At 54.8% G+C, this 21,045-nt stretch carries 18 protein-coding genes; 10 read left to right on the top strand and 8 right to left on the bottom strand.

Annotated elements, in window-relative coordinates; all coding sequences use genetic code 11:
- The first annotated feature begins 55 nt into the window (after positions 1–55).
- From SC206_RS02585 to SC206_RS02570, 4 genes are all read left to right on the top strand, one after another.
- The gene (locus SC206_RS02585; protein ID WP_332733910.1) at positions 56–1,657 is read left to right on the top strand and encodes a gamma-glutamyltransferase family protein; all 1,602 of its coding nucleotides are present in this window, start codon (positions 56–58) and stop codon (positions 1,655–1,657) included.
- 141 nt (positions 1,658–1,798) lie between these two features.
- Positions 1,799–2,704, top strand: coding sequence for a dihydrodipicolinate synthase family protein (locus tag SC206_RS02580; protein ID WP_332733908.1), 906 nt, complete (start codon positions 1,799–1,801; stop codon positions 2,702–2,704).
- Between the two features lie 225 nt (positions 2,705–2,929).
- Positions 2,930–3,688 carry a siderophore-iron reductase FhuF gene (gene fhuF / locus SC206_RS02575; RefSeq protein ID WP_332733906.1) on the top strand — a complete coding sequence of 253 codons (759 nt, stop codon included), beginning with the start codon at positions 2,930–2,932 and terminating at the stop codon, positions 3,686–3,688.
- Between the two features lie 220 nt (positions 3,689–3,908).
- A complete protein-coding gene (locus tag SC206_RS02570) occupies positions 3,909–4,283 on the top strand; it encodes a hypothetical protein (protein WP_332733904.1) in 375 nt (124 codons plus the stop codon).
- 126 nt (positions 4,284–4,409) lie between these two features.
- Here the strand turns inward: SC206_RS02570 and SC206_RS02565 are convergent, their stop codons facing one another.
- From SC206_RS02565 to SC206_RS02555, 3 genes are all read right to left on the bottom strand, one after another.
- Positions 4,410–4,922, bottom strand: a complete 513-nt coding sequence (locus SC206_RS02565) for a hypothetical protein (RefSeq protein ID WP_332733902.1) — start codon at positions 4,920–4,922, stop codon at positions 4,410–4,412.
- Positions 4,923–4,973: 51 nt separating this feature from the next.
- A complete protein-coding gene (locus SC206_RS02560) occupies positions 4,974–6,092 on the bottom strand; it encodes an iron-containing alcohol dehydrogenase family protein (RefSeq protein ID WP_332733901.1) in 1,119 nt (372 codons plus the stop codon).
- A gap of 98 nt (positions 6,093–6,190) precedes the next feature.
- Positions 6,191–7,624, bottom strand: coding sequence for a NarK family nitrate/nitrite MFS transporter (locus SC206_RS02555; RefSeq protein ID WP_332733900.1), 1,434 nt, complete (start codon positions 7,622–7,624; stop codon positions 6,191–6,193).
- A gap of 236 nt (positions 7,625–7,860) precedes the next feature.
- On the opposite strand from SC206_RS02555, the gene narX reads away from it, so the two are divergent.
- Complete coding sequence (gene narX, locus SC206_RS02550) at positions 7,861–9,570, top strand: nitrate/nitrite two-component system sensor histidine kinase NarX (protein WP_332734109.1); 1,710 nt, start codon at positions 7,861–7,863, stop codon at positions 9,568–9,570.
- On the top strand, positions 9,567–10,217 hold the full coding sequence (gene narL, locus SC206_RS02545; RefSeq protein ID WP_332733899.1) for a two-component system response regulator NarL: 651 nt from the start codon (positions 9,567–9,569) through the stop codon (positions 10,215–10,217). The genes narX and narL overlap by 4 nt, the downstream gene beginning before the upstream one ends.
- Positions 10,218–10,329: 112 nt before the next feature.
- Here the strand turns inward: narL and SC206_RS02540 are convergent, their stop codons facing one another.
- Positions 10,330–11,844 (bottom strand): YchO/YchP family invasin, encoded by a 1,515-nt coding sequence (locus SC206_RS02540; RefSeq protein WP_332733897.1) that lies wholly within the window; start codon positions 11,842–11,844, stop codon positions 10,330–10,332.
- Between the two features lie 535 nt (positions 11,845–12,379).
- Here SC206_RS02540 and SC206_RS02535 point away from each other — a divergent pair.
- From SC206_RS02535 to SC206_RS02525, 3 genes are read left to right on the top strand one after another with little or no spacing between them, the layout of a single operon-like run.
- The gene (locus SC206_RS02535; RefSeq protein ID WP_332733895.1) at positions 12,380–13,192 is read left to right on the top strand and encodes a gluconate 2-dehydrogenase subunit 3 family protein; all 813 of its coding nucleotides are present in this window, start codon (positions 12,380–12,382) and stop codon (positions 13,190–13,192) included.
- A 13-nt stretch (positions 13,193–13,205) separates the two neighbouring features.
- Positions 13,206–14,969 (top strand): GMC family oxidoreductase, encoded by a 1,764-nt coding sequence (locus tag SC206_RS02530; protein WP_332733893.1) that lies wholly within the window; start codon positions 13,206–13,208, stop codon positions 14,967–14,969.
- Entirely contained in the window at positions 14,966–16,201 is a 1,236-nt protein-coding gene (locus tag SC206_RS02525) for a cytochrome c (protein ID WP_332733891.1), read from the top strand. Before SC206_RS02530 ends, SC206_RS02525 begins: the two co-directional genes overlap by 4 nt.
- 83 nt (positions 16,202–16,284) lie before the next feature.
- Here the strand turns inward: SC206_RS02525 and SC206_RS02520 are convergent, their stop codons facing one another.
- Both SC206_RS02520 and SC206_RS02515 read right to left on the bottom strand, forming a co-directional pair.
- Positions 16,285–17,091, bottom strand: coding sequence for an enoyl-CoA hydratase/isomerase family protein (locus SC206_RS02520; RefSeq protein WP_332733889.1), 807 nt, complete (start codon positions 17,089–17,091; stop codon positions 16,285–16,287).
- Between the two features lie 39 nt (positions 17,092–17,130).
- Positions 17,131–17,931, bottom strand: coding sequence for a hypothetical protein (locus tag SC206_RS02515; protein ID WP_332733887.1), 801 nt, complete (start codon positions 17,929–17,931; stop codon positions 17,131–17,133).
- A 135-nt stretch (positions 17,932–18,066) separates the two neighbouring features.
- Here SC206_RS02515 and SC206_RS02510 point away from each other — a divergent pair, with 135 nt between their 5' ends.
- On the top strand, positions 18,067–18,957 hold the full coding sequence (locus tag SC206_RS02510; protein ID WP_332733885.1) for a LysR substrate-binding domain-containing protein: 891 nt from the start codon (positions 18,067–18,069) through the stop codon (positions 18,955–18,957).
- Here the strand turns inward: SC206_RS02510 and SC206_RS02505 are convergent.
- Positions 18,954–19,607, bottom strand: a complete 654-nt coding sequence (locus SC206_RS02505; protein ID WP_332733883.1) for a DUF998 domain-containing protein — start codon at positions 19,605–19,607, stop codon at positions 18,954–18,956. The genes SC206_RS02510 and SC206_RS02505 overlap by 4 nt on opposite strands.
- 40 nt (positions 19,608–19,647) lie before the next feature.
- The gene (locus SC206_RS02500) at positions 19,648–20,898 is read right to left on the bottom strand and encodes an MFS transporter (protein WP_332733881.1); all 1,251 of its coding nucleotides are present in this window, start codon (positions 20,896–20,898) and stop codon (positions 19,648–19,650) included.
- Positions 20,899–21,045 lie beyond the last annotated feature (147 nt).

Here is a 21,045-nt window from a genome sequence, read left to right as displayed (position 1 = left end):
GAAAAAGCCTTTACGTGATCAATGAATGACAGGGTTTTCATTTACAGGAGTGAGTATGTCCGAGTCTTACGATTTTAACGTGGGTTATCCGACTCTGCGTCCGAGCATGATGGGCGCGAACGCCGTTTCTGCCTCACAGCCGCTGGCCGCACAGGCTGGCATGAAGATGCTGATGCTGGGCGGCAACGCCGTGGATGCCGCCGTCGCCACCGCGATGGCACTGACCGTCGTTGAACCCAGCGGCAACGGCGTGGGCAGCGACGCGTTTGCGATTTTGTGGGACGGCAAAGAGATGCACGCGCTGAATGCCTCGGGCCGTTCTCCGGCGGCGTGGAACGCAGAATATTTTGCCGATAAAGACGCCATGCCGATGTACGGCTGGGATTCGGTCAGCGTGCCGGGCGCCGTCTCCGCGTGGGTTGAGCTAGCTAAAAAATTCGGCAGCCTGCCGCTTACCACGCTGGCTCAGCCCGCTATCGACTACGCGCGCCACGGGTTTCCGGTCTCGCCGCTGATTGGCCGTTTGTGGAAAATCGCCGTCGCCAAGCTTAAAGATCAGCCCGGATTTCTCGAATGTTTCGCCCCGCACGGCGTCGCACCGGAAGTCGGCGAAATCTTCCGTAATCCTGCGCTGGCCGACACGCTGGAACTGATCGCTAAAACCGAAGGCGAAGCCTTTTATCGCGGCGAGCTGGCAGAAAAAATCATTGCCCACTGCAAGGAAAATGGCGGCGCGATGATGCTGGATGACCTTGCGAATCACAAAGTCGACTGGATTGAAACTATGACCCAGTCGTTTGCGGGTGGCACAGTACACGAGCTGCCGCCAAACGGTCAGGGCATCGCGACGCTGATTGCGCTCGGCATCCTCGAAAAACTCGATTTTGGCTCGCAGCCGGTGGATTCAGTGCAGACAATTCACCTGTCGATCGAAGCGATGAAGCTGGCGCTCGCCGACCTCGACCAGCACATCGCCGACGTCGATCACATGCATTTCAGCCCCGAGCTGCTGTTAAGCGACGACTATTTGCAGCAGCGTGCCGATTTGATTGACCCGAAACGCGCCAGCGACGTGACCTACGGCTCGCCAAAACAGAGCGGCACCGTTTATCTGACCACCGCCGACGCCAGCGGCATGATGGTGTCGTTTATTCAATCGAATTACATGGGCTTCGGCTCGGGCGTAGTGGTGCCAGGCACGGGGATCAGCATGCAGAATCGTGGCTATGGCTTCGTGCTCGACCCCGCGCACGCCAACTGCGTTGCGCCGAACAAGCGCCCGCTGCACACCATTATTCCGGCCTTTGCCACCGACGCCGACGGCAAGCCGTTGATGTCATTTGGTTTAATGGGCGGGCCGATGCAGGCGCAGGGTCATTTGCAACTTGCCATCCGCGTGATGCTTTACGGACAAAATCCACAGGCCGCGATCGACGCGCCGCGCTGGCGGGTGATTGCGGGTCGTCAGGTTGCTATCGAATCGACGCTCGACACCAATACTCTCGCCGCACTGCGCGCCATGGGCCACGAACTGCTGGTGGAAGATCCGTTACAGGGTCACAACTTCGGCGGCGCGCAGGTGATTGTTCGTCATCCTGAAGGTCATTATCTGGCAGGCACTGAATCACGCAAAGACGGTCAGGCGCTGGTGATGTAAGCCGCAAGATGTGACAGCGCTTCAAGTTCTTGCGATAAAGCGCTGTAATTCTCTCCCTGCTATTTATAAAAATGAAACGTCGTTCTATAAATGAACGACGTTTTTCTTTTGACCTCTTCCTAGCTACCCCGGAGAACGCCCATGACCACGACTTTGTTCCACGGCATCATCCCGCCGGTTCCGACTCTGCTCAATGCCGACGAACAGCTCGATAAAGAGGCGATGAAACGTCTGATCGATTTTACTATCGCCGGTGGCGTTAACGGCCTGTTTTTCCTTGGCAGCGCAGGAGAATTTGCCCATATGTCCGACGCGCTGCGTCATGAGGTCGCGACTTTCTGCACTGCCTACGTCGATAAACGCGTGCCGGTGCTGATTGGCGCGGCGCATTCCGGCACTGAAGCGACGTTGAGTTTTGCAAAGCATGCCAAAAGCGTGGGCGCCGACGGCGTGGTGGTGGTCAATCCGTTTTATAACCCGCTGGCCGAAGAAAATATCTATCTGCATTACAGCTATTTAGCCGAAAACTTGGCGCTGCCGATCATTATTTATAATTTCCCGGCGCTGACGGGCCAGTCGATTCCAGTGGATGTCATCAAACGTTTAGCCGAAAAATATCCGAATATTGTCGGATTAAAAGATACCGTCGACAGTTTAAATCATATACGCGAGACCATTCAGGCCGTGCTGCCGGTTCGCCCTGATTTCGCCGTGTTTGCCGGTTATGACGAATACCTGTTTGGCACGCTAATTTTAGGCGGCGCGGGTTCAATACCCGCTAGCGCCAATTTTGCGCCCGAGCTGACCTGCGGAATTTATCAGGCGTGGCAGGAGCAAAATCTGGAGCAGGCCGTGGCGTTGCAGCAGCGACTCTCTTGGTTGCCGCCGCTTTACGCGCTGGACACGCCGTTCTATAACGTCATCAAATACGCCATTCAGCTGGTCGGCGTTGACGTGCAGGTTCACTCTTTGCGCCCTGCCCAGCCGTTAGCGGAAGAGAAAAAAGCCAAGGTTAAACAGATTTTGCAGCAGGCCAATCTGCTCTAATCGGCTCTGTTTTTGTTATTTGACTGTTAAGTACCTTGTTACATGCCCAAATGCGATGCGCGCTTTCAACGTCGCGCATCGCCCGCCCGAATCATTCTTTCCGTTAATAATCGCTTAGCAATCGATGCCTCATTAAATAGAAATAATTATTATTTCGCTGCGGATTTGCTACTCTGACGCCTCTTCTGATTGGGCAACTTGTTTATTGATTCAAAGACCATTGAAATGATGCAAACACTCTTCGACAGTTTCCGCGATGGCCCGATCCCCTGGGTTGGCGATCAGTTTCGTCCAATGAGCGACACGATTACCGATGCGCTGCCGCTAAGCCTGCTCGCCACCGAAGAGGGCTGCGCCAGCCTGCTGCAACAGTATCTGCGCGTTCATGCCGATGACGCCAGCCAGCCTGAAAAACGCCGCGCGCGGATCTCGATGTGGTCGCAGTGGTATTTCGCTAACCTGTTGCCGAGCTGGGTGATTATTTCGCTGAGCCATAACTGGCAGTTGCCGATTCATCCAGACAAGCTGTTTTTGAGCCTGCAAGAAGAGGGATTGCCGTGCCAGATTTACCTGCAAGGTGAAGGCGAGGCTTTTATCGCGCAGCCAGATGCGCCCTTTTATCGTTTTGAAGAAATGATCGAAAGTCACCTACGGCCCGTGTGTCAGGCGATGGCGGCTGTTTCAGGCCTCAAACCCGGCATTTACTGGGGCAACGCGGCGGTGCGCGTCGGCTGGGGAATTCAGCAGGCGGAATTGATCAACGCCGATATTCGCGAAGGCACGGCGCTGGTTGAAGCCCGTGAACTGTCGGCCGGCCGCAAGAATCCGCTGTTTCAGCCTCTACGCCCCGAAAATCCGTGCGACCCCGAAAGCCCACTCTTTCGCCGCCAATGCTGTTTGCGCTACGAGCTGACGGACGTGGCAATGTGCTCCTCCTGCCCGCTGCTGCTGGCCGAAAAACGTCGGCGTGTCCCGTCTCGTTAAGCTTTTCTCCTTTAAAACCCCTGAAATTAGCGCTCGATAGCAGGCAAATCATCGGCGAAATGCCCTGCTTTGGCTTAACTTAGTCGAAAAAAAGATTGGACCTCAGCGACAGAAAAATATAGTTATAAGGGGTAGTGTTGAATTAGTTATAAAGAGAACGTTCTTATAACGACCTACATAAACGATACAGAGACCAACGAGACTGTCACGAGGTACATACATGACGACACGCAAAACTGACGATCGCACAGCCTGGTATTCAGCCTCCGCGCTGAAAACCAATCTAAACGATCTGAACTCGCTGGCCGCAGGCGTGCTGAACACCCTGTCGCAACCCGTCAACCAAGTCTGGAACCACATTACCGGCAAACAGCAGCCGCTGAGAGCGCAGATTATTCATCGCTACGCGGTGCCTTCTTCGCGCAATGTCTGCGTCGCTGAAGGGTTCTTCGGTTTTATCCCGATCGAAACCTATGATAATGAAAAATATATTCTGGAAGTTGCCTATGGCGACCAGCAATATCAGGTTGAAGTGCCGCGTGCTTATTACCAGAGCAGCAATATTGGCGATGGTATCGATATTCACACGCTTTAATATTGCCGCTTTAGCTATATTTCGACATTTATTTCAGCGCTTCCCCCGATTATCGCCACGGATTGGCGATAACGTGATTATTGATACAAAAGTCGTGTTTATAAAAAAGTCGTGGGTAAGACAAAATTATCCGGGATAATACGGATTGTTCGCCATCCAGTTACCGACATTCTGCTTCGCTTCAATACTCCCTGAATAGCCGCGATTCATCCCTAAATCAAATAGACTGCCATCATTAGGATGCAGCGCACTATCCGCAGCTGAAAGCGAATCCCTTGCTGAATGACTCGGGAAATCATAATGTTGGGTAAGCATCCACCCGGCCGTTAAGCTGCCTATCGCTAGAAATCCCAGACAGGCGTTGACCCAACGCTTGCGATTCAATGGCGTGAGGCAGGCCTGAGTTTCCTTATGCTGAACATCTTCCGTAACGTTAATAATAGTTTCTTTATTGAGGCCTTTGGTCATCGCCATTGGCAGGGAAATATCATTCTCTGAGGTTAGCCGCGTCATTTCTACTGGTGAGCTATTAATACCTTTTATCGATTCGATTATTTTTCGATTATTACTGTTTTGATTGGCATCATTCCCGTATACCCAGCCATATAAAGTATGACCCGCTGCTGTGACATTCAACATTCCACTCCTCCCTGTTTAGTAGAGAGAGGATAATAGTTTGGATTTGAGTATTTATTGACTTGTATCATCTGTAAGTATCACAAAACGATCATCCGCACTCAATTTGTCAACTCTTTCTATCGCGCTCCTTAGCTGCCGTTGAGTGATTTCAAACGGCATGTTCGCCATGTCAGCGACCTTAAGACTTTGCGCCACAATAAGTTGAATATCTGCTTCATTCAGCGACGGCGAGAGCTGCGCCAACGCCACGGGAATATCACAGGTGCGGGCCAATTCCAACGCGGCCAACAGTTCGTTATCCGGGCGGTTTTCCAGCGCCAACAAACAAAGATTTCCGTAACCCACCAGCAAACCGTGCGCCACCTGCCGCGTTTTTTCACAGGCGGTAAAGCCGCCATACAGCGCGTGAGCAGCGCCGGTATGCGCGCCGCTGCTCATAATTGAGGTCAGTCCGGCGTAGAGAAAAATGGCGTCAAGGACCTGCTCCAACGCCATATTGGCCTGACCTTGGCGCACGGCAAGACAGGCATCGGCGGCGTAATGTTGAATTAGCGTAAAACACAGCTCGCTGTTGGTGCGCGCCACGCCCGACAACCCCGAAAGCTGATTGATGTCACTAATCGCCCGATATTCGTACCACTTTGCCAGCGTGTCGCCCAACCCCGCGGAAAGTCCGTTCAGCGGCGCGGTCGCTAACAAATCGGCATCGATCACCACGGCGGCCGGGCCGTAAGCCAGTGGAAACATGTCGCGAAACTGTCCGTTTGGATGATAACGAAACGTCAGCGGCGTGACCGCAGAACAGGTGCTGGCGATACTTGGCAACGTGACGACAGGAATATTACAGCGCACGCCCGCCGCCTTGGCGGTATCCAGCGCTCTACCGCCGCCGGTGGCAATCAGCACCTCGACGCCGTGACGTTTAAGGCTCTCGGCGAGTTTGTTTATCGCCTCTTCACAGCAGGGTCCGTCCAGAACTTCATGGCCGAGATAGCTGACCATCTGCTGATCGAGCTGATCCGCGACCCGCGCCTCCACGCTGGCGATACCGCGTTTCCCGCCCACCAGCAGCGCGCGCTGCCCGAGGCGTCCGCACATCGCGCCCAAATGATTAATCGCGCCACGGCCGCGCAGCACGCTGGCCGGAAAGACGAGTCGATGGGTAAACATAGTGCTCCCGCTGTCGTTAAATACTGTGAATAGCAATAACCTTGTAAACAGTATGGACGACGGGGCAATTTCCTGCCGAAATCTCCTTATTGGGCCATTTATAGCGCTTTATTAGCCTTTTGCGCCCCCTTTTTGCGCCCATAGATGCAAAAAGTCACTGCCGCACAAACGAGATAAAACAGCAGAAAAACCTTCATCGCACCCGCCGGTGAACCCGTTAATGCGAGCGATAAACCAAACGCCTGCGGGATGAAAAAGCCGCCAATCGCCCCAATGGAAGAGATAAAACCAAGCGCCGCCGCCGTGTCCGTAACCGCCTCACGCTGCGCCTGCTCGGGCGATTTTCCCGCCGCCAACGCGCGTTCGGCCGTGGTCTGGCGGAAAATCAGCGCGATCATCTGATAGGTCGAGCCACTGCCCAGACCGGCGGTCAGGAACAGCGCCATAAACAGTCCGAAGAAGGCAATAAAGTTGCCGCCCTGCCCGTTAACCGGCAAGGTGAGAAACAGCAGCGCGGCGAATCCGGCCATCATCATATAGTTGACCAGCGTGACCCGTACGCCGCCGAGCTTGTCTGACAGCATCCCACCAAAGGATCGCGCCAGCGCGCCAATAAACGGGCCGAAGAAGGCGTAATGCATAATCTCCACCGCCGGAAACTGGGTTTTGGTTAACACCGCAAAACCCGCAGAAAAGCCGATAAATGACCCGAACGCCGCCAGATAAAGCAGGCTCATGATCCACAAATCCCCGCGCTTTAGGATGGGCAGCTGCTGGCGAATCGAGGCTTTCGACGAGGCAATGTCATTCATGCTGAACCATGCCGCGAGCGTCGCGACCAGCAGGAACGGCAGCCAGATCCAGGCCGCGTTTTGCAGCCAGAGCATTTTTCCGTCGGCCAGCAGCTGTCCGTTGCTCAGTGAATGGCCTTGGCTACCAAAGAAATCGAACAAGGCAAAAGCAATGGCTAACGGCGCTACCAGCTGCATCACGCTGACGCCCAGATTACCCAAACCGCCATTGATGCCGAGCGCTGCGCCCTGTCTGGCTTTGGGAAAAAAGAAGCTGATGTTTGACATACTCGAAGCAAAGTTTGCGCCGCCAAAGCCGCAGAGCAAGGCAATAATCAGAAAGGTCGAAAACGGCGTGGCGCTGTTTTGCACCACAAAGCCGAGCCACAGGCAGGGGATGACAAGAAACAGCGTGCTGATGGCGGTCCAGCGGCGTCCGCCAAACAGCGGGATCATGAACGAGTAAGGCACGCGGAGCAGTGCGCCCGACACCGACGGAATAGCGGTCAGCATAAAGAGTTGCTCGGTGGAAAACGCAAAGCCGACCTTGTTGAGGTTCACCGCGACGGCGCTAAACAGCATCCACACGCAGAATCCGAGCAGCAGGCAAGGCACCGAAATCCACAGATTACGGCGCGCAATCTTCTTGCCGCGCTGCTGCCAAAATTCGGCCTCTTCGGGCCGCCAATCTTTAATTACGCGTGGCGATTTTTGCCCGTGCGTGGCGAGTGAATCCGTCATTGTTGCCTCAACCTGTTAATGTCATCTTATGAGGCCTGCACCTTATGCAGCGCGGGCCAGACGGATGTTGATGTGCATCAACCGCTGTTCAACTATTTCTTTAACTAATACTTTATGGGTATAGGGTTCATCTCGTTGATGAGAAAGAATGCGTCACCCGTTTGGCGCGCCAAGAGGAATTCGCGATCAAAACTGCATTGAATCGACTGTCACTGGTTAAACAAATCACCCTGCTGATGCTGCTTTCCGGCCTGTTAGGCATCGGCGGCATGAGCATGGCCTCGTGGATGGCGCAAAGTATTCAGGGCAACGCGCACGCGATTAACAAGGCCGGATCGCTGCGCATGCAGAGCTATCGCCTGCTGGTCGAGCTGCCGTTGAACGCCTCGGATCAAGGCTATCTGCGGCAGATTGAAGATGAGCAAAACAGTCAGGAACTGCTCGACGCCGTGCGCCGCGAAGGGTTGCAGCCCCAGTATCGTGCGCTGCAAGATGACTGGCTACACATATTGAAACCGCTGTTATTACAAGCGGATAACGCTCAAAAGGCCAAGCCCGCCGTGGTCGAATTCGTCACGCGGCTCGACGAGCTGGTCGCCGCGTTGGACCAAAAAACCGAGCGCCATTTAACGTTGATCAGCGCGATTCAAATCATCGGCGTGGTGATGACGCTCCTGGTGCTGCTGCTGACGGTCTATTTTTTGCGTTTACGCCTGCACCAGCCTTGGCGTCAGCTGCTGTTGCAGGCCGAGGCGATTACTCAGGGCGATTTCAGCCAGCGTTACCGCCCGCACGCCACGGCGCAAAATGAGATGGACCGGCTCGGCGAATCGCTCGACACGCTGTCGCAGGCGCTGGCGCAACGGGTTGAAAACCTTGCAAAATTGGTCGATGAGAAAACTGCCAGTCTGAGCGATAAAAACCAGACTCTCGATTTTCTCTATCGTGCCAGCCAGCGGCTGCACACCAGCCAGCCTCTGGGTCAGAAATTGCCGCCCGTATTGCAGGAGTTGCAGCAGCTGACCCCTTTGCGCGAGGTGCAGCTGCGGCTGTATGACACGCAAAGTGATGAGGTTTTCCACGAAATTGCCTCTCAGCCAGCGCCTATCGATAAACCCACTGCCGGGCAACACGTTGACGCGCTAAGCTGGCGTTTACGCGATGGCGAGGAGTATTACGGTTTGCTGTTGGCGCAGCGTCCGCTGGAGCAGCCGCTCTCCGAAGATCACCAGCAGTTGGTCAGCATGCTGCTCGAACAGCTGGCCGGTGCGCTGACGCTGGAACGGCAAACGGATAACCAGCAGCAGTTGATGCTGATGGAGGAGCGTTCGACGATTGCCCGCGAGCTGCACGATTCGCTGGCGCAATCGCTCTCCTGCCTGAAAATTCAGGTTGCCTGCCTGCAAATGCAAAATCCGCCGTTGAACGACGAAAATAACCTGCTTATCAAGCAAATGCGCGAGGAGCTAAATACCGCCTATCGCCAGCTTCGCGAACTGTTGACCACCTTTAGGCTCAAGCTCGACACGCCCGGGCTACGCGCCGCATTACAAAATACGGTGGATGAATTCTCTCGCCGCATTGGCGTCTGCATCCATTTTGATTACCAGCTGCCGCCGGGTCTGGTTGCCGCCCATCAGGGCGTACATTTGCTGCAAATTGCCCGTGAAGCACTCAATAATATCTATAAACACGCGCAGGCCAGCCGCGTGAGCTTGAGTCTTAAAAATCACGATGGCGAGGTGGAAATGCAGATAATCGACAACGGTTGCGGCCTGCCTGAAAACGCGCTGCGGCAGAATCATTACGGACTGATGATTATGCAAGACCGCGCACGCAGCCTGCACGGCGAGTGTTCTGTTACCCCAGCCGCTGGCGGTGGCACCCGCCTTGGCGTGCGTTTTCACCCAAGTTTAGAGCCTCTCACCCCCAAGGAATCCGCATGAACGATGTGACGCCCGCGACCATTTTACTGATTGACGATCACCCGATGTTGCGCAACGGCGTTAAGCAGCTGATTGCCCTCGACCCGAGTCTAAAGGTCATTGGCGAAGCCAGCAGCGGCGAACAGGGTGTGGAATGGGCTAAACGGCTTGATCCTGACCTGATCCTGCTGGATCTCAACATGCCCGGTTTACACGGCCTCGATACGCTGGATATTTTGCGCCAAACGCCGCTCTCGGGTCGCGTGGTGGTGTTTAGCGTGTCAAATAATGAGCAGGATGTGGTGAACGCCTTTAAACGCGGGGCCGACGGCTATTTATTGAAGGATATGGAGCCGGAAGATTTGCTGGTGGCGCTGCGTCAGGCCGCGTCGGGCAAGATGGTGTTAAGTGCCGAACTCACGCCGCTTCTTGCCGCCAACCTGCGTGAAACCAAGCCCACGGGCGTTCGCACGCTTGAATCATTAACGCCGCGCGAGCGCGATATTATCAAGCTGATTGCCGAAGGTTTGCCCAACAAGATGATTGCTCGTCGGCTAAATATCACCGAAAGCACGGTAAAGGTTCACGTCAAACATCTATTGAAGAAGATGCAGCTGAAATCGCGGGTTGAAGCGGCCGTGTGGATGCTGCAAGGCCATCAGCGTTAACACCATTTACTGGAAAGTATCGGCAACAAAACTAAACCGTGCGTCACCTTTAAGCCGTTATCACAAATAACTCTGAAAACTTTCAGGTAAAAATCAGTTATTGGCGTCGTTTTCAGTAATTGGCATTCGGGGAAGTGTTAAAACTCAGCGCGGGTTGCTGGGGTTGTGCGTCAAGCGGCGCGGCGACGGTCAAGGTTATCCAGTTTGAAGTGACGTGTTGCTGCTTGCTGTCGACGGCGGTCACCGACAGGCGATAACTGTTGCTTGCGCCCGGCGTGTCGTCCCATTTCGGTACTATCACCGTCCAGCCATCCGGATCGTTATTATTTTTAGCCGAGGTTAAACTTAACGCCTGAGTATCGCCCTGCCAGCTCAGCGCATCGAGCTTGTTAACCGCGCGAACATCCAGCTTAAGCGGCAGACTTTCGCCCGGTTGCAGCGTCCACGGCGGCGTGGCCAAAAATACCGACAGCGTTTTGCGCTGACGATACTCAAGCACCGGAATATTGTTGCGGTCCACGGCATCAAAACGGCTGCCGCGCAGCGAATGGCTTTCGGCAACGTAATCAGACGACAGCTGCTGGCTCAGCGGCACGCCCAGCTTGTAGGTTAAAGAAAGTTGCACGACATCCTGATTGTCGCCGCTTTGTCCCTGCTGGCGCTCGGCACTGACGGTAAACAGCGGCACTGGCGTGTAGTTGACGCCCAAAGAGAGCGCGGAAGGATTGCTCTGGTAGTTGCCATCACCAAACAGGTCGACGCGATCGCCGCGATACTGTTCATAGCTCAGCGTCGCGCCAATTTGTCGATAGAAAGGTAAATAGGCGCGCGAGCGAATATCGTAGCCTGCCGCCATACGGCGCATAGTGGCCGAGCCGTAAGACTGCGGATGAAAACCGGAAATCGGCTGATAGTAGTTGGCCGAAAGGTGTAGATAATCGGTCCACGCTTCCGCGCCCACGCTGCCGCGCTTTAATTCGCTAACAAAATCATCGTCGAGAAACGCGTTGTAACCCAGCATCCACGCACCGCGCGACCAGCGCTGTCCCAGCCCAAAATTACCCACATCGGCATCATCAAGATGCTGAATGCCAATCTGGCTGTAAGTCAGCAATGAAGAGGTCGTGTACAGCGGGCTCAGCAGCGAGGCCGAACTGCCGTCGAGATTACGTCCCGTGACATCAAAATTCATCGTGGTCGTGCCAAGCGGCGACAGCAGCGTTGAGGTTTTCTGTTTCACCACTCGCGCGGCCTGTTGCAACGCCAACTCTTCGGCCTGATCACGCAGCGGATCGTCCGTGGTGCTTTCACCAAACTGTTTGAGGGTTGTCGCTACCTTGGTTTCCAGCGCCTGCGTCTGCGAGTTCTGTCCGTTATTCAACGAACTGCCCAAATCGGGCAAGGCGTTTGGATTATTCGTCGCTGGCGGGCTGTTAAATAGAGAATTGCTGGCCGAGGCAGAGGCCGAATAGTTGATTCCCGGATTCAGGGTGAGCGCAGCATCCGTGACCAGCGCGTGGGCATTATGCGAATAACAGGCACAGGCGAAGACCACACCTAAAGCGAGCGCTGAAGGATAAATCTTCTTAATACTTAAAATGGAAAATTTTTCTGTGACGTTCGTCATAATCCACACATTTTGCCATCGAAGTGTGATCTTACCGAACGAGAGTAGAATTTCAAGTTTTGGGGCAAATTAGCGTGGCAAGCTCGTTAAAAGACGTTGAAAGCTAGTTGAGGCCAATAGAAGACGCCAAATTTTGGTGCAATTCGTGTGCTTTTTAGCCGCATATTTAGGCAACAAGTAGGTAACTAAAACAGACGGTTTTCCGCTAAATCCTTATTCTCTTCACCTCACGTAACCCTATCATTAGCAGGGATTTTTACCGAGATTTCACCCTACACTCCCTATGGCTTTATACGAAAAATAGCGGATAAGACACCTTTAAAAAAACATTTTACTTACATATATTCAACAAACTATGAGTTTCATTTACATATCTTTATATTCTATGCTTGCTTGGCAACACTGAGATTTAACGCCATCCGACTGACTTCATTATCAAGTCAGGTCGTTAGATTTCGTTTCCACCTTTTGACGTCAACACTCGTGATCCCTATCTGAATGCGCCATTAAAACGAATTAAAATCAGGGGAGCTTTATGACTAAAAAACTTTTGCCTGAAAGCAAAAAGTCCCAGCTTGGGAACAAAAAGACTTTACCGGGCATCACTCGGCGACAAATTTTGTCGTTTTCTGCCGCCACGGCGGTGTTGGGCGCAGCCAAAGCCGCACAGGCCGTGAATTTAAAGGGCACGCCCGCGTGGAGTCCGTTCGACAGCAGCCCACCGCCGCAAATCGAGACCGAAGGCTGGGTATTTTTTAATGAAGCAGAAGCGGCGGCGATTGAAGCCATCGTTGACCGAATTGTCCCCGCCGATGACCTCTCCGTGGGTGGCAAAGACGCAGGTTGCGCGGTATTCATCGACCGCCAGCTGGCCGGCTTTTACGGCAACTATGACCGACTTTATATGCAGGGCCCTTTCCAGCCCGGCACGCCGGAACAGGGTGACCAATCGCCCTTGGTGCCGCGCCAGCGCTATCGCATCGGCCTCGCCGCGTTGGAAGAATATACCCAGCAAAGCTTTAAAAAATCGTTTAAGGATCTGACCGGCGACCAGCAGGACGAGATCTTGTCTGGCCTTGAGAGCGGCAAAATCGCGCTGGATTCACCCAGCTTTAAAAATCGCATCGATTCGAAAATGTTTTTCACTATTTTGCTGAAAAACACCCAGGAAGGTTTCTTCGCCGACCCGATTTATGGCGGTAATCGCAACATGGTGTCGTGGAGAATGCTCGGTTTTCCGGGCGCGCGTTACGACTACCGCGAGCACATTGGCAAGCACAACCAGAAACTGGATCTCGAACCTCTCAGCATCTCCGGTGGCGATGCGTGGAAGATGTCAAAAAGCTAAGGGCTGATTTAACATGGCGAAGAAACTCCCCAAGACCGACGTGGTCGTGATTGGTCTCGGCTGGGCCGGATCAATTATTGCCCATGAACTGACCGAAGCCGGACTCGACGTGGTGGCGATTGAACGCGGACCGTGGCGCGATACGGCGCGTGATTTCAACGTGGCAACCGTTACCGACGAGCTGCGTTATAACACCCGCGAAGAGCTGATGTTACGCAACCGGCAAAATACTATCACTATCCGCAACAATCCGTCGCAAACCGCCCTGCCCATGCGCGAATGGGGCTCTTTCCACCCCGGAAACGGCACCGGCGGCGCGGGCAATCACTGGGCGGGGATCACCTTCCGCTTCCAGCCTAACGAGTTCCGCCTGCGCAGTTATCTGCTTGAAAAATATGGTGCGAAAGAGATGCCTGAAGAGCTGGTGCTGCAAGACTGGGGCACTGACTGGAGTGAAATGGAGCCGCATTACGCCTCTTTCGAGCGGCTGGCAGGCGTTTCGGGCAGAGCTTCAAATGTTAACGGCGAGCATCGTGAAGGCGGCAATCCGTTCGAAGGCATGCGCTCGATTGAATATCCAACCCGCCCGCTTGATCAACCTTACGGCCCGACGCTGTTTGCCGAAGCTGCGCGCAACATGGGCTACAAGGCGTTTCCGGTGCCGTCTTCGCTGATTTCCGAAGCCTATACCAATGCGCTGGGCATCAAAATGGGCCCGTGCACCTTCTGCGGCTTTTGCACCAACTACGGCTGTGCCAACTATTCCAAAGCCAGCGCCATTACCACTGTCCTTCCCGTGTTGATTCGCAAGGATAATTTCGAAGCCCGCACCAGCTGTGAAGTGATGAAAGTGGTGATGGACTCAACGGGGAAACGCGCCACCGGCGTGATTTACATCGACTCCTCCGGCGACGAATGGGAGCAACCGGCCGATCTGGTGGTCGTCAGTGCCTACACCTTTGAAAATGTGCGCCTGATGCTGCTCTCGGGCATCGGCAAACCCTACGATCCGGTCAGCAACACCGGCACCACGGGCCGAAATTACGCCTACCAGACCGCCAACGGCGTTCAGCTGTTCTTCGACGATAAAAACTTCAACCCGTTTATCGGCGCAGGCGCGGTCGGCATGGGGATCGACGAATATAACAATGACAACTTCGACCACAGCGGGCTAGGTTTCTTCGGCGGCGGCAGTATTCGCGTCACGCCAATCGGTGCCGCGCCCATCGGCTATCGTCCAGTGCCGCCCGGCACGCCGAAGTGGGGCAAGGAGTGGAAACAGGCGACGGTTAAAAATTATTTGAGCAGCATGTCGATTGGCTGCGAGGCTAGCAGCTACACGATTCGCACCAACTATCTCTCGCTGGACCCGACCTATAAAGATCCGCTTGGCCGCCCGCTGCTGCGCGTCACCTTTGATTTCCCACAGAATGATTTGAAGATGGCGGCCTATTGCACCGGCAAAGTGGGCGAAATCGCCAAGGCGATGAATCCGCGTCAGTATGTCGAAAATCCGACCAAAGGGCACTGGAACGGCACGCCTTATCAGTCTTCGCACGTGTGCGGCGGCTTTGTGATGGGCGCGGATCCTTCCACCAGCTCGGTTAATAAATATCTTCAGGTCTGGGACGTGCCGAATCTGTTTGTAGTTGGCGCCTCCGCCTTTCCGCAAAATCCGGGCTATAACCCGACCGGCACCGTGGGCGCGCTGGCGTTCAAGGCCGCAGAAGCCATTCGCGAACGTTACATGAAAAACCCGGGGGAGATGATCGTATGAAAAAACTGACCTCATTTTCGCTCGGATTACTGGCGCTGGCGGTCAGTTCGCTGGCCCACGCGGGTGGCGACGGCGACTACTCTTCTATCGAACGCGGGCGTTATCTCGCGACGCTCGGCGATTGCGCGGCCTGCCACACGTCGGGCGTGCAGGGCAGCAAACCTTACGCGGGCGGCGTAGCCATTGAAACGCCGTTTGGCCTGTTGATGGGGGCGAACATCACGCCGGATCCCGACACGGGGATCGGTAAATGGACCTTCGACGACTTCCAGCGCGCGATGTCGCAGGGCGTCGGCCACGAAGGCGTGAGGCTTTACGGCGCGATGCCGTTTACTGCCTACACCAAGGTCACCAAAGAGGACAATCGGGCGATTTGGGAATATTTACAGAGTTTGCAGCCGGTGCATAACACGGTGCAATCCAACCAGCTGCCCTTCCCGTTCAATATTCGTACCAGCTTAATTGGCTGGAACTGGATAAACTTTACCCAGGGCGAATATCAGCCGGATCCTAAAAAGTCGGTGGAATGGAATCACGGCGCCTATATTGTGGCCGGTTTGGGGCACTGCGGCACCTGCCATACCCCGAAAAATCTGCTGGGCGGCGATAAAAACAGTGAGTTTCTGCAAGGCGGCGTGGTGGAAGGCTGGATGGCACCGGATATCACCACCAATAATCACACTGGCCTCGGCAAATGGACGCTTGAAGATATTACCTCTTACCTGAAAACGGGCAGTAATCGCTATGACATGGCGACCGGCCCGATGGCGGAAGAGGTGAAAAATTCGTCGCAGCGCTGGACCGATGCTGACCTGAAAGCCGTGGCGGTATATTTAAAAGAGAGCGGTCACGACAGCGGCGCGCAGGCACCGGAGCCGATAAAAGCCGATGACAGCAGCATGAAGGCCGGCAAGGCGATTTATGCCGACCGGTGTTCCGCCTGTCATACGCCAAACGGTACGGGTCAACAGGGCCTGTTCCCACGACTCGCCGATTCGCCGTTGATTAATAGCGCAAATGCGACCTCACTGATTCACGTGGTGCTGGCGGGCAGTCGTCCGGTCGATACCGACGCCGCGCCAACCGCGCCGGGCATGCCGTCATTTGGTGGCAATCTCAGCGACGCCGACGTAGCTAACGTGGTGACTTTTATTCGCAACAGCTGGGGCAACGCGGCTACGGCGGTTTCAGCCGAAGATGTTAAAGATCTGAGGGAAAAACTGCGGCAGTAAAAGCGGGTAGCGTTATTAATCAGATTCAAAAGACTGACAAGGGCGCTTCCGAGCGCCCTTTGTTTTAAAATATTTGGCGAACATCAGCGCCCTTTCCACACGGGCAGACGCTTTTGCTGAAAGGCCAGCGCGCTTTCTTTTATATCATCGCTTTGTTGCAGCGTGTTTAATTCCCTTTCAGCGGCCACGGTAAAATCTTGCGCATCGCCATAAATCGCCTGATCAATCAGCGCGTTGGCGGCCTGCACCGCCAGCGGCGCACTGCGGTTAATTCGGGCGGCCAGATTTATCGCGGCGGGTAAGAGTTCTGCGCGTTCGACCACCTGATTGATCACCCCAAGGCTGGCCGCACGCTGCGCTGTCAGTGGGGCGGCGGTAAAAATAAGCTCTTTGATTAGCGGCGCGGGCAGCATTTTCGCTAGCTGGCTGATACCACCGCCGACGGGTAGTAAGCTGTGGCGCGTTTCGGGTAACGAGAGGCATACGCCAGATTCAGCAATAATCAGATCACAGTGCAGCGCCATCTCGAAACCTCCGCCGTAAGCGTGACCATTGAGCGCGGCGATCCACACTTTGCGGCGCGGCACTAAATGAAGCGGATTAAAGCCGCCGTGGCGATTACGCAAACCGCTTCCGCCATCGACCCACGCCTCCTGCAAATCGGCCCCTGCGCAAAAGGTTTTTTCGCCTGCCCCCGTTAGAATCACGACATTAATGTGAGGCGTTTGTTCTATCGATTCAATCACCTGCCCCAACTCGGCCACCATGTCGGCATTATAGGCGTTGTGCGCCTGCGGACGATTTAACGTCACCTGCGCCACGCCGCCTTCCCGTTGCTCGACAATCAGGGTGTCAAAAACGGTAGCAAAGAGATTGTCTGTTGGAGACATGATTTATCCATAGGTTAGGTTTTGAAATGAAAAGAGCGCTTAAGCCGAATCGACTAGCGATCCCGCCAGCCAGGCGCACAGTGAAAATACCGTCAGCAGCCCGAATGCGCAAGTGAAGCCCTCGCCGAGAGGAGCCCGACTGAAAATAATCGCCACGATACCCAATGAGCCAGTAAACCCGCTAACTAGCATGATAACACTGACTTTTCTGGCGGTTTTACGCCACGCTGGCGCAGTGACTTTATGCAGCGTTTGCCACAGCGTGGAGAGGATCACGCCATGATTCAGGCCCATTAAAACGGTGGTCAAATACGCCGATGCGGCCGCGTCATGATATTGCAGGCCAAGCCCCGCCACGCCGCTGATTAAGCCAAATTGTAAAACGTATCCAAGCGCTGTTTCATTACCTCTGGATAATTTCGTGCCAGCCCAAAAGGCCAGCGCCGCCGTCAAAAACAGCATTGTTAAGCCATAAAACGGATGCTGCATCATCAGTAAAATCAGCCCGCAGCCACTGCTGGCAGCATAAAAAGTGGCAATAAACTCGGCGGCGATGGTCTGAGGTTGAACGCGTAATCCCTTTGCCAGCAGTGGCGTAGGGCTATATTTTTCATTAATTATCAACAGGGTTATCAATACGGCAGCCACGCCGTTAGCGGTATGCGTTAATGGATTATCCAACCCCTTTCTCGCACAGCTTGCCAGTGCACACAGCAAACTTATCAACGCCAAACTTCCTAACGCGGCCGAAATTTTACTCAGCCATGACGCATTATCCCGCGCTTTTTCCTGCATCCGCGTTTTTGACTTAACTATCTTTGGTTCAATGAAGAGACTCATATCGGCTCCAACGGTTGTGAACGTCGAAGGCGGATAACTTAAATTCATCGCCTCGACATGATAGAGTCAGCTTAACGCCGCCCTATCAGGGCTGGCAAAGTCATAGATTTCAGCCAAGGATGAAAATAACTCATCATGCACGATAAACGCCTGCCGCCGCTCGGATCCTTAAAAGCCTTTGACGCCGTCGCCCGCTGTGGCAGTTTCAAACGTGCCGCCGAGGAGATTGGCGTGACGCCGACGGCCATTAGTCACCAAATCAGAGTGCTAGAAGAGGCTTTAAACACCGCCGTATTCATCCGCAGCGCGCGTGAAGTTATTTTAACTGAAGCGGGCGCGCGGCTTCAGCAGTCGACCCAGCGCGCTTTTGGCGAGCTACAGCAGGCGGTTAACGCCATTCACCGCGCCCAACTGCCGCCTGCGCTGACCTTGAGTACCACCTCAAACTTCCTGACCCATTGGCTTGTGCCTCGGCTCGCGGCATTGAAAACGGCGCTGCCCACGCTGGATTTACGGCTGCATACCAGCGTCGAGCTGGTGGATTTGGAGCGGGATTCGGTTGATGTCGCGATTCGCTACAGCATGACGCCGGATAAGCGGCTGGACTCAACGCTGCTGTTTGAAGACAGCTTTGTGCTGGTCGCCAGCCCGAGCTTGGAATTGACGCAGCGAGAAGATTTGCCCCTGATGACTCTGTTCCACGTCGAAAATCGCCACGTGCCACAGCCTGCGCCAGACTGGGCACACTGGCAGCGATTGCATGGTCCGACGGACTTGAATATTGGCGCGGGGCTGCGATTTACCGATGAAACCCACGCTATTCAGGCGGCGATTGCGGGTCAAGGCGTGGCGATCGTCAGCCGTTTACTGGCCGCCGATTTTATCGAAAAAGGCATGCTGACCGTGCCTTTTGAGCCACAGCTGCCCGGCGGAAACTACTACTTTGTGACCCCTCACGACAAGGCGATGGACCCGAACGTGCAGGCTTTAAGAGACTGGATTGCAGAGCGCATGCCGCGGGATTAATTGCCCCGCCCTAACTCGGTGCGCATGTAAAAGCCGGCAAGCAGGTAAAAGCCGGTGAGGATTTGCCAGCAGGTGATCGGGTAAACCGAGGCGCGTTCGATGAGGCCAATCGGGAAATATCCGCTGTTAATCAACGCCATGCTGACCAGTCCGAAAATCCCCGCCAGCAGGCTTAACGACCCGTAAATTCGTCGATGGCGTAAAATCCAGCCCGCGCTGATTAAGCAAAGGTTGCCCCCGGCAATCGCCATCACGGCGCCAACTTGATGCAGCGTGATGCCCGAACTTGCGCCGCCGCTGTGGAACAGCGCGATCATCACGCCACCGACGGCGTGAATCAGGCCGGTTGCCAAAAACACGCCGCGCAATGCGCCGCTAAAGAGCGAACGCAGCAGCCAGCAGGCGATGAAAAACAGCACGCCTTCTATCGCGAAGCCTAAATTCATTACCGCGTGCAGCGGCGAGCAAATTTCCCGCCCGTCCGCCGTCGCGCCGCACAGGGCAATGCCGAGGTCGCTGATGTAATTTTGACTGTAACGATAAACCGGCGCTTGCCAGCCGAGCGCGGTGATTTTCTCGGCCAGCAAATATTGCAATCCGCCGAGGCTGAAACAGCCCGCACCCAGCATTTTCAGGCGGCTGTTGTTCATTAACTTATAAGTCTTCATTAACTTAAAGGTGTTCAAGCGATCACGCTGCTTTTTCGGCAATCGGCGGATCGTTTTCCAAACGCTGACGACGACGCAGCCCCGGGAACATTTTCATCCATAGCGCGACAACCACCAGCGTCCCGATACCCCCCAGCGCGGCGGCTGGAACGGCACCCATCCACGCGGCCAGCATTCCCGACTCGAACTCGCCAAGCTGGTTGGAGGTATTGATAAAGATGGAGTTTACGGCGCTAACGCGACCGCGCATGTCGTCTGGCGTATCGAGCTGCACCAGCGAGCCGCGAATAACCATGCTGACCATATCAAAGCCGCCGAGCGCGAACAGCGCCAGAATCGACAGCCACAGGGTGCTGGAAAGCGCAAATACCAATGTTGCGACGCCAAAACCGGCCACGGAAGCGAACATGATCATCCCGACATTGCGGGTCAGTGCGCGGCGTGAGAGCCAGAAGCCGACTAACAGCGCACCGACGGCAGGCGCACCGCGCAGAATGCCGAGACCCCAGGGGCCGGTGTGCAGAATATCGTGGGCAAAAATCGGCAGCAGCGCCGTGGCACCACCGAGCAGCACGGCGAAGAGATCCAGAGAGATTACGCCGAGCACGTCGGGGCGATTACGAATAAAACTGATGCCCGCGAACAGCGTTTTGAAGGTTGCCGGTACGCGGCGCGGCGGAGCCTGCTCGTAACGTAGACGACTGACCATGATTACGGAGGTCAAATAGAGCAAGGCGCAGATAGCATAAACCACGTCGGCACCGGCAATGTACAGCACGCCGCCAAGCGCGGGTCCGACCATCGCGGCAGCCTGTCCAGCAACGCTGTTGGCCGCCATCGCGCGTGGCAAAACCTTCGGCGGCACCAACGCGGGCAGCATTGAGAGCAGCGACGGCCCTTCCATCGCCTTCGCTACGGAGGTGATAAACACCAGCCCGAGCACCACCAGCTCGTTGACATTGCCCGTGAGGGTTAACACGGCAAGCGCGGCAACGCCCAGCACTTCAACAAATTGCGCAATCACCACCACGCGGCGGCGATCGTACTGGTCGGCAATGTGTCCGGCAACCAGCGCCAGCGTGACGGAAGGCAGAAACTGCACCAGCCCGATCAGCCCGAGGTCGAAGGCGCTGCCCGTCAGTGAGTAGATTTGCCAGCTCACGGCGATGGTGATCATCTGGAAAGCAAAGCTTGAGGTCGCGCGAGCTATCCAGAAGGCGACAAATGAGCGGTGTTGTAAAAGCGAGTCCGTGCTTGCGGAGGTAGACGGCATAAAAATCCCTGAAAATCATTCTATGTAATAATAGTTACACAACTATACAAAACGGCGGGGATACGATAAATGCACTGAACCCCAAAACTTGGACACCTGTTTTTATTACAACTTTTCACTATGAACCCGGTATTCCACCGGGCTCAT

This window comes from Rouxiella sp. T17, from assembly GCF_036663475.1.
Classification (GTDB): domain Bacteria; phylum Pseudomonadota; class Gammaproteobacteria; order Enterobacterales; family Enterobacteriaceae; genus Rouxiella.
Note: the sequence above shows the minus strand (reverse complement) of the source record. Positions and strands in the feature narration are given on the sequence as shown.